A 13,331-nucleotide genomic window follows, 5' to 3' on the forward strand; every position below is an offset into this window, starting at 1 on the left:
ATCAGTCACCGTCGTTGGCATTGAAGCCGAGCTGGATGTTCAGCGCCTTGGCCAGTTCGCCTTCATGCAGGCGGTGCACCACGTTCAGGCTGTCGTAGATGGCGTTGAGCTGCTGGCGTCCGGCATCGTCCTGGAGCAGTTCGTCGAGGGTGCGCTGGTTGCCCTCGAGCTTCTTCGTCGCGTCGGCGTAGGCGGCGTCGATCTTGTCGGCCAGGGCTTTCTGGTCCTTGCCCAGCAGGCCGCGCAGGCCCTGGTTGTCGACACCGACCCAGACGGCCTGGGCCGCGGCCAGGCTGGCGGCGATACTCTTGAGCGACGACTGGCTGCGCCAGGCCTCGGCCTGCAGCGGCTGCGGGATGCCCTTGCTCATGCGGCCCATCGGCGTGCCGAGCTTCTTCTTCAGGGTATCCAGGGCAGTCACCTGGGCGCGCAGCAGGTCGGCGATGGCCTCGTGGGAGTCGGCGTAGCGCTGGTTGGGGAACTTGGTCATCTGGGCGAGCATGCCGTCGGTGCTGTTCCAGCTCTTGAGGATGTCCTCGGCCATGGTCTTCTGGTAGTCGGCGATGGCCACCAGCAGCGGGCAATAGCGCGCCTTCTGTTCCGGGTTGGCGGCGTCCGGCTTGCTGTCGAAGAGGATGTATTCGTAGGCGGACAGGCCGCGCACCACCACGCTGGACTTGGCCACGGTCTCGGCGTCCACCGGCGCGTCGCCACTGACCAGCGCCTCGACCTGGCGGCCGACCAGGTTTTTCTTGTCCGGCCAGAACTGCACTTGCCAGGCGCGGTTGCCTTCGGCCAGCGGCCCGATCAGCAGGGGTTGCAGCTCGGCCCAGGCTTTCTGCGCGTGCAGGTAGTCGGCACGGGCGGTTTCCAGGCTGGCCTTGCCTTCGCAATAGGCCAGGGCGCTGACGGCCAGTTGGCGGTCGGCTTCGACCCAGCGGCTGTAGGTCGGCATGATCACCTGCTTGGCGATGGCGGCGGAGGTCACCGCCTGCGGGTCTTGCGGCGAGCAGGCGCCCAGCGCGAGGGCGGCGAGGCTGGTGAACAACAGCTTGGGACGGAACATGTGTCCGGCTCCTCTCTCAGAGTGAATTCAGGAAAGCCAGCAGCGCCTCGCGCTGGCCGGCATCGAAGGACAACACACGCTGGCGGGCGGCTTCTGCCTCGCCGCCGTGCCAGAGCACGGCTTCGAGCAGATTGCGGGCCCGGCCATCGTGAAGGAACTGGGTGTGGCCGCTGACGATCTGGTTCTTGCCGATGCCCCACAGCGGCGGGGTGCGCCAGTCCTGGCCGCTGGCGGCGAACTCGCTGCGCTGGTCGGCCAGGCCCGGGCCCATGTCGTGCAGGAGCAGGTCGCTATAGGGCCAGATGGTCTGGTTGGCCAGCTCCGGCTCGGCGGCATTGGCCGAGGTCACGAACTTGGGCGTGTGGCAGCCTTGGCAACCGGCCTGGTAGAACAGGTTCTTGCCCGCCAGCACCTGGGGCGAATCGACGTCCTTGCGTGCCGGTACCGCCAGGTTGCGGGTGTAGTAGAGGATCAGCCGCAGGATGTTGTCGCTGACTTCCTGCTCGCCATTGGCGCCGTTGCCGTTGGGCGCGGCCAGGCAGTCGGCCTGGGCCGGGGTGCAGTCGTCGAAGGGCCGCAGGGTGGTGGTCAGGCCCATGTCGCCAGACAGCGCGTGGACGTTCTGCTGGTTGAGGTTGGGTTGTCCGGCCTTCCAGCCGAAACGGCCGAGCACGGTCTCGCCCCGGGCATCGTCCCAGACCCGGTTGGGCCGGCCGCGGATGCCGTCGCCGTTGCGATCGTCGGGGTCGGCGTTGGCCAGGATCGCTTCCTCGGGAATGGCTTCGAGCAGGCCCAGGCCGATCATGGGCGGGGCGATGCGCGCGGAGAAACGGGTGTCCGGGTGCATGGGGCCATAGCCGAGCTGGGTGATCGCCAGCCTGGGCTTGCGCAGTTCGACCTGGGTGCCGTCCTTGAAGGTCACGGTCTGCGGCTCGTACTCGACCCGCACCTTGCCTTCCGGCGCGACCCCGGGGATCGCCATGTCCTGCAACTGACCGCCGTAGACGGGTTCGGGAACGATGCCCAGGCGTTCGATGACCTTGGCGTATTCCGGCTGGTCGGGGATCGACAGGCGCACCAGCATCGACACCGCGTTGTTGTCGCCGGGCTCTGGCGGATGACCGCGACCGTCGCGGATATGGCAGTTCTGGCAGGCATTGGTGTTGAACAGCGGGCCGAGGCCGTCGCGGGCGGTGGTGGTCGAGGGGGCGATCACCCAAGGGTTGCGGAAGAAGCTGTTGCCGACGTTGAAATCCAGGCGGCGAGCGGGTGTCAGGTTGGCCGAGGGCATCTGGTAGGCCCCGCGATCACCGCGGTTCACCGTGGTATCGCCACCGGCACGGGCTTCGCCCGGCTCGGCCTGGGTGAAGCGCGGGGCTTCGTCGCAGGCGGCCAGGGACAGGGCCAGCAGCAGGGGCAGACACAGGCGACGCAACGAGGGCATGAACGATCCGGACGGTGTTCGAAAACAGCCCGCAAGCTTAACAGGAGCGGGCGAAGTGAATAAGAGGGATTTGCGTTTGCCGGATGAAATCGTTGTCAGGTGTGTGGGATTGCTGAGCTGGACGCGGACCCTGTGGGAGCGGGTTCACCCGCGATTACGTCTGTGAATTCACCATCGCAATCGCGGGTGAACCCGCTCCCACAGGGTCCGCGTCCAGCCGGGGAATAAAAAGGCGACCCGAAGGTCGCCTTTCTCGAAACCGGAGCCGGATCAGAATTCGTGATCGGCGGTATCCGGGTTCAGGTCGGTGATGCCCAGCTTGGCAGCAGCCTGTTCGATCGCGCCGGTCTGCTTGACCAGCGAAGCGATGGCGTCACGCACGATCTGGTTGCCGGCGGCATTGTCGGCGGCGATCAGCTGGTCGTAGTGCTCGCCCTTGAGGGCATGGTCGACGATGACCTGGATCTTGGCCTCGGTTGCGGCCAGGTCATCCTGCAGGGTCTTGTCCGCCGCCGGATCGACCTTGGCCACCAGCGACGACAGGCTCGGGCCGGTCAGCTTGCTGCCATCGACACGGGTGTACTCGCCCAGGTAGACGTTGCGGATGCCCTTGGCGTCGTAGAAGTGCGAATAGTGGGTGTTGTCGCTGAAGCAGTCGTGCTCGTCTTCCGGCGAGTTGGCTTCCAGGGACACCTTCATGCGCTCGCCCGCCAGTTCACCCAGCGACAGGCTGCCCATGCCGAACAGCATCTTGCGCAGGCCGTTGGCGACCGGCTCGGCCTCCAGGCTGGCGCGGTAGTTGTCGGTGACGTTCGGCGCCCAGTTCTTGACCATTTCCTCCAGGTCGCTGACCAGCAGGTCGGTGACGGCCTTGAGGTAGGCGCGACGGCGATCGTTGTGGCCGCCGGTGGCACCCTGGCCTTCCAGGTAGTCCGAGGCCGGACGGTTGCCGGCGCCCGGGCCGGTGCCGTTCAGGTCCTGGCCCCAGAGCAGGAATTCGATGGCGTGGTAGCCCGTGGCGACGTTGGCCTCGGAACCGCCCAGCTCGTTCAGGGTGGCGAGTTTTTCCGGGGTGATGTCCTTCACGTCGATCTTGTCTTCGCCGACCTGGATCTCGGTGTTGGCGATGATGTTGGCGCTGGCCGCCGGGTTGCCCAGGGCGTGCTCGTAGCTCTTGTCGACGTAGTCGATCAGGCCTTCGTCCAGCGGCCATGCGTTCACCTGGCCTTCCCAGTCGTCGATGATGGTGTTGCCGAAGCGGAACGCCTCGCTCTGCAGGTACGGGACGCGGGCCGCTACCCAGGCTTCGCGGGCTGCCTTGAGGGTTTCGTCGTTGGGCTTGGCAAGGAAGGCGTCGATGGCGCCCTGCAGGGTTTTCGCGGTGCTCAGGGAGTCGCTGTAGACCGCATAGACGATCTCGGCGTAGTGCTTGACCACGGCCTGGGCGGCCGCTTCGTCGACCGCGCCGGCGGCGGCTGGAGCAGCCGGGGTGGCGGCAGCTGCCGGTGCCTGGGCTTGCGGGGCGGCGGCCTTGTCCTTGCCCTCGCCGCAACCGGCGAGGGAGATGGCGATGGCCAACAGACTGGCGGTAGCCAGAGGCATACGAATCATGGCGAATTCCTGCATCGAAGGTTGAACAGACGTGCAGAAGGCCGCACGCGAAAAAAAAGCTGCGACATAATGCGAAAGATTTGCATTTTGTGTAAAGAGGCCATCACGCAAATATTCCAGGCGTGTCGTACCCGGACAACCTTGATGTCGTCCTACAGCACCGAGACCTGACTGCGTTGGGCCTGCTTGAGGAATGCCGTGAGTTCACGGGCGGGCAGCGGCTTGCTGTAGTGATAGCCCTGGCCCTCGTGGCAGCCCTGGGCAACGATGTAGGCCTCCTGCTCGGCGGTTTCCACGCCCTCGGCGATCACCTGCATGCCCAGGCTTTTGCCAAGCTGGATGATGGCGCGGACGATGGTGGCGTCGTCGTCGTCCTCCAGCAGGTCCTGGACGAAGCTCTTGTCGATCTTGATCTTGTCCAGAGGCAGGGATTTCAGGTAGCTCAGGGAGGAATAGCCGGTGCCGAAGTCGTCGATGGCGATCAGTGCACCGGAGCGGCGCAGGCTCAGCAGATGCTGGGCGGCGGTGCTGATGTCTTCCATCAGGCCGGTCTCGGTCACTTCCAGTTCCAGGCTGCGCGGCGGCAGGCGGTAGATCTGCAGCAGGTTGTTGACCACCCGCGGCAGCTCGCTGTGGTGCAACTGCACGGTGGACAGGTTGACCGCCATGCGCAGCTCGCTGAAGCCCTGGTCGTGCCATTCGCGCAACTGGCGGCAGGCCTGGTCGAGTACCCATTCGCCGATCGCGACGATATTGCCGTTCTGCTCGGCCAGCGGGATGAACTGGTCGGGCGGGACCATGCCCAGTTCCGGATGCTGCCAGCGCAACAGCGCTTCGACACCCACCACGCGCTGGTCGCGGTAGCTGATCTGCGGCTGGTAGACGAGGAACAGCTGGTTGCGCGGCAAGGCTTCGCGCAGGTCCTTTTCCAGTTCCCGGCGGCGGCGCATCTCGCTGTCCACGCTGGCGATGTAGAACTGGTAGCGGTTGCGCGAGCGGGACTTGGCCAGGGTCATGGTCTGTTCGGCTTTCTGCAACAGCTTCTCGGTGCTGTCGCCATCTTCCGGGAACAGGGTGATGCCGATGGTGGCCCGCAGGCGTATCTCCTGCAGGTCGAGGGCGAAGGGGGCCTCCAGGTCGTCGAGGATGCTCTGGGCCAGTTCCGCCGCTTCGTAAGGCTGTTCGATATCGGCCTGGACCAGGGCGAACTGGTCGCCGCCCAGGCGGGCGAGGGCACCCAGCCGCCCGCTATGGGCGCGCAGGCGGTCGGCCAGGGCCAGCAGCAACTGGTCGCCAGCCTGGTAGCTGAACTGTTCGTTGATGCCCTTGAAGTCATCGAGGCCGACGCAGATCACCGCGACCCGGCGTTGCAGGCGCCCGGCATCGACCAGGATCTTGTCCAGTTGCTGCTGGAGCTGCTGGCGATTGGGCAGGCCGGTAAGAAAGTCGTACTGGGCCATGCGCAGCAGGCTGTTTTCCGCCTCGTGGCGCAGATGGGTGTTGCGTTCGATCGAGGACAGCAATTGGTTGTGGGTGTTGATCCATAGCCCCAGTTCGTTGGTCTCGTGACCCTTGAGCAGCGGCAATTGATGCTCGCTGGGGCGGTCCGGGTTGATCTGGGTGAGGTGCTCGATGATCCGCGACAGCGGCTTGGTCAGCAGCCAGTGATAGACCAGGTACAGCACCAGGCCCATGGCCAGGGCCCGCAGCACGCCGGAAATGAAAATGATCACCGAGCTGAAGATGAAGCCCTGGCCGTAACTGGCGGTATCCAGGGTGATGTTCAGGTCGCCGTAGTATTCGCTGTAGGGACCCCGGCCGACCAGTTGGGTGGTGAAAGTGCGTTCCTGGCCAAGGATCAGGTCGGTCAGCCAGCGGGTGTTGTTCTGCTGCAGCGGGCGGGATTTTTCCGCGAGCATGGTTTCGTTGGGGTGGCCGATCGAGGCCATGCGCACCGCCTGGTCCTGGAACAGCCCCTCGATGACCTGCATGCCCATTTCCCGGTCAAGGCTGTACACCGCCTGGGTCGACGGGTCGCGGAACATGTCGAGGATGCGCTGGGCATCGCTGGCCACGGCCTGGCGGGTCTTGTAGGCGTCGAACACGATCTGCGCACAGCTGAGCACCACTCCGACGATCAGCGCCGAAAGCAGGACAACCCTGAGCAACTTGACCGATAAGCTGTTCTTGAATTCCAGCTTCAATGGGGAGTTCCTTAATCCATGCGCATGGCATCATTTTGACATCAATGATGACAGTCCACTATTGGCCTTTGCACGGAAAATGTGTGGCGTTCTGGCATTTTCCGCAGCCTGGTCCATCTCGTCCGGCAGACCTTCAGCACTGTATCGGTAGGGCTCCCGAACGACTTGAGTACCGGATGTCGGAAGATTCCCAAGGGATTGATGTTAGCGTGCCTGATTCAGGCAGCAAGCGTGTGGCTCTTTCCCGAGCGCAAAAAAACCCGGCAAGGGCCGGGTTTTTTCAGAAGCGGGCGACTCAGGCAGTGAAGGTCTTGCCTTCGAACTGCTCGGCGACGAACTTCCAGTTGACCAGGTTCCAGAACGCCTCGACGTATTTCGGACGGACGTTGCGGTAGTCGATGTAGTAGGCGTGTTCCCAGACGTCGCAGGTCAGCAGCGGGGTATCGCCGTTGGTCAGCGGGTTGCCGGCGCCGATGGTGCTGGCCAGGGCCAGGGAGCCGTCGGCTTTCTTCACCAGCCAGCCCCAGCCGGAACCGAAGGTGCCGACGGAAGTCTTGGTGAACTCTTCCTTGAACTTGTCGAAGGAGCCGAACGCAGCGTTGATGGCTTCAGCCAGGGCGCCGGTCGGTTGGCCACCGGCGTTCGGTGCCAGGCAGTTCCAATAGAAGGTGTGGTTCCAGACCTGAGCGGCGTTGTTGAAGATGCCACCCGAAGAAGTCTTGACGATTTCTTCCAGGGTCTTGCCTTCGAATTCGGTACCTGGGACCAGGTTGTTCAGGTTCACGACGTAGGTGTTGTGGTGCTTGTCGTGGTGGTATTCCAGGGTTTCCTTGGAAATGTGCGGCTGCAGGGCATCGTGGGCGTAAGGCAGCGGCGGCAATTCAAAAGCCATGTGGATTCTCCTAATCAGGTCTGGTGCGGTGAACGCAAGGCCGATCACGGGCGGCCGGAAAATGCATCGGCGAGTTTGTACTCTTTGCGACGCAGGCTCCGGATCATAGCACCGGGCCCGAGGGTAAACCACGCAACAAGTGTATGGACAAGAGGTTCCAGAGCCTTTTGCCCATACGGATGAGTGGCCTTCAGCTGAAGATCAGTTGTGCCGCCACGGCGAACATCATCACCGCCACCATCAGGTCGAGCAGGCGCCAGGTGCCTGGCCGCGCCAGCCACGGGGCCAGCCATGCCGCACCGAGGGCGAGGGTGAAGAACCACAGCAGGGACGCGCTGGCGGCCCCGGCGACATAGGCGCCGGGCACGCTCTGCTGGGCGCCGAGGGAGCCGATCAGCAGCACCGTGTCGAGGTACACGTGCGGATTGAGCAGGGTCACCGCCAGTGCACTGAGCAGTACGGCACGGCGCGAGCGCAGGCCCTGGCCGTCCCCCTGCTGCAGGCTCTGGCTGGAACAGGCGCGCATCAGCGCCTTGCTGCCGTACCAGACCAGGAACACGGCGCCACCCCAGCGGGCAATGGCGAGCAGGGTCGGATTCTGCGCCAGCACCGTCGCCAGGCCGAACACGCCGAGGGCGACCAGCACCGCATCGCAAAGCACGCACAGCGCGGCCACCGGCAGGTGATGTTCCCGGCGCAGGCTCTGGGCGAGGACGAAGGCGTTCTGGGTACCGATGGCCATGATCAGGCCGAAGGCGACGAGGAGGCCGTTGAGGTAGCTTTGCCACATGGGGAAATGACTCCGAACAACAGATCTTTGGTATTACACGGACCCTGTGGGAGCGGGTTCACCCGCGATGACGGTGGTGAATTCCCTGACGTCATCGCGGGTGAACCCGCTCCCACAAGGTCCGCGCATGGCTTCAATTCTGAGGAAAAGAGGAATATAAGAAAAACCAATAACCTTCATCCCGCATTAGGAAATCTGATGTTCGACTACAAGTTGCTCTCGGCCCTCGCCGCCGTCATCGAACAGGCCGGTTTCGAGCGCGCCGCACAACTGCTGGGCTTGTCGCAATCGGCGATCTCCCAGCGCATCAAACTTCTCGAGGCCCGGGTCGGACAGCCGGTACTGGTGCGTGCCACTCCCCCGACGCCCACGGAAATCGGTCGCCGCCTGCTCAACCATGTGCAGCAGGTGCGCCTGCTCGAGCGCGATCTGCAAGGCCAGGTCCCGGCGCTGGATGAAGAGGGCTTGCCGGAACGCCTGCGCATTGCGCTCAACGCCGACAGCCTGGCGACCTGGTGGGCCGAGGCGGCCGAGGACTTTTGCGCGCGGACCCAGGTGCTGCTCGACCTGGTGGTGGAAGACCAGGAAGTCGGCCTCAAGCGCATGCGTGCCGGCGAGGTGGCCGGTTGCCTGTGTGCCAGCGAACGCCCGGTGGCCGGGGCGCGCAGCGTGCTGCTCGGGGCGATGCGCTATCGTGCGCTGGCCAGCCCGGCCTTCATGGCCCGGCATTTCAACGAGGGCGTCGATCCGCAACGCCTGGCCCGCACCCCGGCGATCGTGTTCGGCCCGGATGATTTTCTCCAGCATCGCTACCTTGCTTCATTAGGCATCAGCGATGGTTTCCTGCATCATCTGTGTCCTTCATCCGAAGGCTTCCTGCGCCTGACCGAAGCCGGCATGGGCTGGGGCCTGGTGCCCGAACTGCAGGCCAGGGAACAACTGGCGAGCGGGCGGCTGGTGGAAGTCCTCCCGGAGCGACCCATCGATGTGCCTTTGTACTGGCACCATTGGCGCAACGGCGGGCAACTGCTGGCCCGGCTCACCGATCATCTGCGCCGCAGCGCCGGGCAGTGGCTGGTGCCGTGGGACGCCCGGACGGCGTCTGCACCTTCAGGAAAAAAAACGTAAGGCGGAGTGCTTCATGGGAATTCTGGTCACCGGCGCAAGCGGCTTCATTGGCGGGCGCTTTGCGCGTTTCGCCCTGGAGCAGGGCCTGGACGTTCGGGTCAACGGGCGTCGCGCCGAGGGCGTCGAGCACCTGGTGCGACGCGGCGCCCAGTTCATTCCGGGCGACCTGTCCGACCCGGAAGTGGCCCGACGCCTGTGCCAGGGCATCGACACCGTGGTGCATTGCGCCGGTGCGGTGGGCAACTGGGGACGCTACCAGGACTTCTACCAGGGCAACGTGGTGCTCACCGAAAATGTCGTCGAGGCCTGTCTCAAGGAGCATGTGCGCCGCCTGGTGCACCTGTCCTCGCCGTCGATCTATTTCACCGGGCGCTCGCGCACCGGCATCACCGAGGACCAGGTCCCGCGGCGCTTCTACGATCATTACGGGGCGACCAAGCACCTCGCCGAGCAGAAGGTCTTCGGCGCCCAGGAGTTCGGTCTCGAAGTCCTGGCCTTGCGCCCGCGCTTCGTCACCGGGGCCGGCGACGTCAGTATCTTCCCGCGCTTGTTGCAGATGCAGCGCAAGAAGCGCCTGGCGATCATCGGCAACGGCCTGAACAAGGTCGATTTCACCAGCGTGCAGAACCTCAACGAAGCCCTGCTCGCTGCGATCAATGCCGGGCCCGAGGCGCTGGGCATGGCCTACAACATCAGCAACGGCCACCCGCTGCCGGTGTGGGACGTGGTCAATTACGTGATGCGACGCCTGTCGCTGCCCCAGGTCACCCGCTATCGCTCCGTCGGCCTCGCCTACACGGCGGCGGCCATCAACGAAGGCGCCTGCATGCTCTGGCCGGGCCGCCCGCAGCCGACCCTGAGCCGCCTGGGCGTGCAGGTGATGAGCAAGGACTTCACGCTTGATATCAGCCGCGCCCGGCATTACCTCGATTACCGGCCGCAGGTCAGCCTTTGGGCCGCGCTGGATGAATTCTGCGCCTGGTGGCAGGCGCAGCAGGGTGGCCACTGAACCAGATCCCCGGATCGTGGTCGATGAGGGCGCCGTGCAAGCGGTTTATACTAGCGCCCATTTTGCTATCACCGTGGTTGAAAACTACCCATGCGCAACGATGCTCGAGATGATTTTGACGACGTGCCCACCCTCAAGGCGGTGGAGCGCGATGATGACGAGTTCGCTCCGCCGGCGCACCCGCGCAGCGCCCGCAAGCGCGCGGGCAGGGCGCCGCTGGTCGGTCCGTTGTGGGCGTTGCTCGGTGCATCTTTCATCGCCCTGGGCGGGTTGGCCTGGTGGAGCTTCCAGCAGATCTCGCTGATGGAGCAGCAACTGGTGGCGACCCAGGAAAGCTTCGCCCGCATCAGCGAGGAAGCGGCGGGGCGTTTGCAGGCGATTTCCGGCAAGGTCAGCGCCACCGAGTCTTCGGCCAATAGCGAGAACGAAGCGCTCAAGCTCCAGGTGCGCCAGTTGCAGGCCAGCCTGGGCGAGCAGGGCAAGTTGCAGGAAGGTGTGGCCGGGCAGGCTGGTGAACTGGGCAAGCGCCTGGAAGCGGCGATGGCCCAGGTCAGCCAGCAGCAGGCGGCCAATGCGCAGTTGCAGAACGAATTGCAGAGCCAATTGAAGGCAGTGGCGCAGGAACTGGCCACGCTCAAGGCTGCGCAACTGGATGGCGGCAAGATCGATACGCAACTGAAGAATCAGGCGGCGGCGACCCAGCGCCTGGAGCAGGACCTGATCGTGCTCAAGAGCGAGCAGGAGAATCGTCCGGCGGCCAGTCCTGGTGCCTCCACGGCCGAATTCGATGCCTTCCGTGGGCAGATCACCCGCAACATCAACACCCTGCAAAGCCAGGTGCAGAACCTGCAACAGCAGATCAATGCCAGGAATTGATTGACCTTCAGGGCCTCATCGCGGGTCGCTGCAAAACCCTGTGGGGCTTGCCAGCGATGAGGCCCTGAAGAACACCATCACATCCGCGGATAATCGATATACCCCACCGGCCCCTTGCCATAGAAGGTCTCCGGCCGCGCTTCATTCAACGGCGCATCCGCTGCCAGCCGCGCCGGCAGGTCGGGGTTGGCGATGAACGGAATGCCGAACGCCACCGCATCCGCGGTTCCTGCCGCCAGCGCCGCATTGGCGCTTTGTTTGTCGAAGCGCTCGTTGACGATGTAAGGCCCGCCGAAGGCCGCCTTGATCTGTGGCCCGAGGCTGTCGTCGGCTTCTTTCTCGCGCGAGCAGATGAAGGCGATGCCACGCTTGCCCAGTTCCCGGGCGACATAGGTGAAGGTTTCGGCACGGTTGGCATCGCCCATGTCATGAGCATCGGCCCGCGGCGCCAGGTGTACGCCGACACGCTTGGCACCCCATACCTCGATCACCGCATCGGTGACCTCCAGCAGCAGGCGCGCACGGTTCTCCAGGGAACCGCCGTACTGGTCGCTGCGCTGGTTGGTGCTGCTCTGCAGGAACTGGTCGATCAGGTAGCCGTTGGCCGCATGCACTTCGACGCCATCGAAGCCGGCGGCCTTGGCGTTTTCCGCGGCGGTCCGGTAGGCGTCGACGATATCGCTCAACTCGGCGGTTTCCAGCGCCCGCGGGGTCGGGTAATCGGTGGTCGGCCGGACCAGGCTGACATGCCCCTTGGGCTGGATCGCACTCGGCGCCACCGGCAGTTCGCCGTTCAGGTAGCTCGGGTGGGAGATGCGTCCCACATGCCACAGCTGCAGGAAGATCCGCCCGCCAGCGGCATGTACCGCCTTGGTCACGTTGGTCCAGCCACGCACCTGGTCGTTGGACCAGATACCCGGGGTGTCCGGGTAGCCGACGCCCATCGGCATGACCGAGGTCGCCTCGGTCAGGATCAGGCCGGCGCTGGCGCGCTGCACGTAGTACTCGGCCATCAGCGCGTTGGGCACCCGGCCTTCATCGGCACGGCAACGGGTCAGCGGGGCCATGATGATACGGTTCGGCAATTCGAGATCGCCAAGGGTGATCGGATCAAACAGAGTCGTCATTGCTCAAACCTCAGTGGGTTGCGGGAGCCAGTTCGGCGTCGTTGCCGCCCTGGCGGAATGTGATAAGGGTGACGATCAGCGCCAGCACCGCGAGGGCGGCAGCGGCGAGGGGTACGCGGGTAAGACCCAGGCCCTGCTCGATGACCAGGCCACCGGTCCAGGCGCCCAGGGCGTTGCCCAGGTTGAACGCGCCGATGTTCAGGGTCGAAACCAGGTTCGGCGCGGCCTTGCCGAAGGTCACCACGTTGACCTGCAGGGCCGGCACGGCGGCGAAGGCGGCAGTGGCCCAGAGGAACAGGGTGATCTCCGCCGGGACCAGCGCGCTGCTGGTCCAGGTCAGGGCGGTGGACACGATGGCCATGGCCGCGAACACGCCGACCAGGGTGGCGCCGAGACGCCGGTCGGCCATCTTGCCGCCGAGGATGTTGCCCAGGGTCAGGCCCAGGCCGATCAGCAGCAGGGTCCAGGTCACGCCGCGCGGCGACACGCCGGTGACATCGCCGAGCAGCGGCGCAACGTAGGTGAACAGGGCGAACATCGATGCCGAGAACAGCACGGTCATCGACAGCGACAACCAGATCCCGGCGCCTTTCAGGGCGGCCAGCTCGGCGCGCATATCGAGTCTTTCCTCGTCATGGCGCAGCGGCAGGAAGCGGATCAGGCCGAGCAGCGCGATCACGCCGATAGCGGTCACTGCCCAGAAGGTCGCGCGCCAGCCGGCGACCTGGCCCAGCGCGGTGCCCAGCGGCACGCCAAGCACATTGGCCAGGGTCAGGCCGGTAAACATCAGGGCCACCGCCGAAGCGCGGCGGTTGACCGGTACCAGGCTGGCCGCCACCACCGAACCGATGCCGAAGAAGGCGCCGTGGCACAGGGCGGTGACCACCCGGGCGAACATCAGCAGGTTGTAGTCGCTGGCGATCGCGCACAGCAGGTTGCCGAGGATGAACACCCCCATCAGGGTGACCAGTGCCAGCTTGCGCGGCAGCTTCGAGGTGGCCATGGCCATGAACGGCGCGCCGATGGCGACGCCCAGGGCATAGCCGGTCACCAGCCAGCCGGCACCGGGGATCGATACCCCGAGGTCCCGGGCCACATCCGGCAGCAGGCCCATGATGACGAACTCGGTGGTGCCGATGGCGAAGGCGCTGAGGGCCAGGATCAGGAGTGAAAGGGGCATGGAT

Annotated in this window: 11 protein-coding genes; 3 read left to right on the forward strand and 8 right to left on the reverse strand. The window is 65.0% G+C overall.

Translation table 11 applies throughout. The features are described 5' to 3' along the window. Position 1 precedes the first annotated feature (1 nt). The 6 genes from ACPFMA_RS05500 to ACPFMA_RS05525 all read right to left on the reverse strand — a co-directional run bounded on the left by ACPFMA_RS05500 (position 2) and on the right by ACPFMA_RS05525 (position 8,007). Entirely contained in the window at positions 2-1,066 is a 1,065-nt protein-coding gene (locus ACPFMA_RS05500; protein ID WP_009394726.1) for an imelysin family protein, read from the reverse strand. 16 nt (positions 1,067-1,082) lie between these two features. Continuing rightward, entirely contained in the window at positions 1,083-2,510 is a 1,428-nt protein-coding gene (locus tag ACPFMA_RS05505) for a di-heme oxidoredictase family protein (protein ID WP_425929814.1), read from the reverse strand. 270 nt (positions 2,511-2,780) lie between these two features. After that, the gene (locus ACPFMA_RS05510) at positions 2,781-4,121 is read right to left on the reverse strand and encodes an imelysin family protein (RefSeq protein WP_009394729.1); all 1,341 of its coding nucleotides are present in this window, start codon (positions 4,119-4,121) and stop codon (positions 2,781-2,783) included. Positions 4,122-4,273: 152 nt separating this feature from the next. Then, a complete protein-coding gene (locus ACPFMA_RS05515) occupies positions 4,274-6,325 on the reverse strand; it encodes a putative bifunctional diguanylate cyclase/phosphodiesterase (protein WP_009394730.1) in 2,052 nt (683 codons plus the stop codon). Between the two features lie 295 nt (positions 6,326-6,620). After that, positions 6,621-7,217, reverse strand: coding sequence for a superoxide dismutase (locus ACPFMA_RS05520; protein ID WP_009394731.1), 597 nt, complete (start codon positions 7,215-7,217; stop codon positions 6,621-6,623). Positions 7,218-7,407: 190 nt separating this feature from the next. Beyond that, a complete protein-coding gene (locus ACPFMA_RS05525) occupies positions 7,408-8,007 on the reverse strand; it encodes a LysE/ArgO family amino acid transporter (RefSeq protein ID WP_420059341.1) in 600 nt (199 codons plus the stop codon). A gap of 198 nt (positions 8,008-8,205) precedes the next feature. Here ACPFMA_RS05525 and ACPFMA_RS05530 point away from each other — a divergent pair, with 198 nt between their 5' ends. The 3 genes from ACPFMA_RS05530 to ACPFMA_RS05540 all read left to right on the forward strand — a co-directional run bounded on the left by ACPFMA_RS05530 (position 8,206) and on the right by ACPFMA_RS05540 (position 11,020). Continuing rightward, a complete protein-coding gene (locus tag ACPFMA_RS05530) occupies positions 8,206-9,135 on the forward strand; it encodes a LysR family transcriptional regulator ArgP (protein ID WP_420059342.1) in 930 nt (309 codons plus the stop codon). Between the two features lie 13 nt (positions 9,136-9,148). After that, positions 9,149-10,144, forward strand: coding sequence for an NAD-dependent epimerase/dehydratase family protein (locus ACPFMA_RS05535; protein WP_009394734.1), 996 nt, complete (start codon positions 9,149-9,151; stop codon positions 10,142-10,144). Between the two features lie 90 nt (positions 10,145-10,234). Beyond that, positions 10,235-11,020 (forward strand): ATPase, encoded by a 786-nt coding sequence (locus ACPFMA_RS05540; RefSeq protein ID WP_420059343.1) that lies wholly within the window; start codon positions 10,235-10,237, stop codon positions 11,018-11,020. Positions 11,021-11,097: 77 nt separating this feature from the next. Here ACPFMA_RS05540 and ACPFMA_RS05545 read toward each other — a convergent pair whose 3' ends face one another. Together ACPFMA_RS05545 and ACPFMA_RS05550 are read right to left on the reverse strand one after the other, a co-directional pair. Then, the gene (locus ACPFMA_RS05545; RefSeq protein WP_064303873.1) at positions 11,098-12,147 is read right to left on the reverse strand and encodes an alkene reductase; all 1,050 of its coding nucleotides are present in this window, start codon (positions 12,145-12,147) and stop codon (positions 11,098-11,100) included. A 10-nt stretch (positions 12,148-12,157) separates the two neighbouring features. Continuing rightward, positions 12,158-13,327, reverse strand: a complete 1,170-nt coding sequence (locus tag ACPFMA_RS05550; RefSeq protein ID WP_064303874.1) for an MFS transporter — start codon at positions 13,325-13,327, stop codon at positions 12,158-12,160. Between the last annotated feature and the right edge of the window lie 4 nt (positions 13,328-13,331).

Origin of the sequence: Pseudomonas sp. NyZ201, assembly GCF_049860765.1 — a bacterium.
Lineage (GTDB): Bacteria > Pseudomonadota > Gammaproteobacteria > Pseudomonadales > Pseudomonadaceae > Aquipseudomonas > Aquipseudomonas bharatica.

Coding starts and splice junctions, on each gene's coding strand:
- ACPFMA_RS05500 (WP_009394726.1), bottom strand. CDS start 1,066: ATGTTCCGTCCCAAGCTGTTGTTCACCAGCCTCGCCGCCCTCGCGCTG.
- ACPFMA_RS05505 (WP_425929814.1), bottom strand. CDS start 2,510: ATGCCCTCGTTGCGTCGCCTGTGTCTGCCCCTGCTGCTGGCCCTGTCC.
- ACPFMA_RS05510 (WP_009394729.1), bottom strand. CDS start 4,121: ATGATTCGTATGCCTCTGGCTACCGCCAGTCTGTTGGCCATCGCCATC.
- ACPFMA_RS05520 (WP_009394731.1), bottom strand. CDS start 7,217: ATGGCTTTTGAATTGCCGCCGCTGCCTTACGCCCACGATGCCCTGCAG.
- ACPFMA_RS05525 (WP_420059341.1), bottom strand. CDS start 8,007: ATGTGGCAAAGCTACCTCAACGGCCTCCTCGTCGCCTTCGGCCTGATC.
- ACPFMA_RS05530 (WP_420059342.1), top strand. CDS start 8,206: ATGTTCGACTACAAGTTGCTCTCGGCCCTCGCCGCCGTCATCGAACAG.
- ACPFMA_RS05535 (WP_009394734.1), top strand. CDS start 9,149: ATGGGAATTCTGGTCACCGGCGCAAGCGGCTTCATTGGCGGGCGCTTT.
- ACPFMA_RS05540 (WP_420059343.1), top strand. CDS start 10,235: ATGCGCAACGATGCTCGAGATGATTTTGACGACGTGCCCACCCTCAAG.
- ACPFMA_RS05545 (WP_064303873.1), bottom strand. CDS start 12,147: ATGACGACTCTGTTTGATCCGATCACCCTTGGCGATCTCGAATTGCCG.
- ACPFMA_RS05550 (WP_064303874.1), bottom strand. CDS start 13,327: ATGCCCCTTTCACTCCTGATCCTGGCCCTCAGCGCCTTCGCCATCGGC.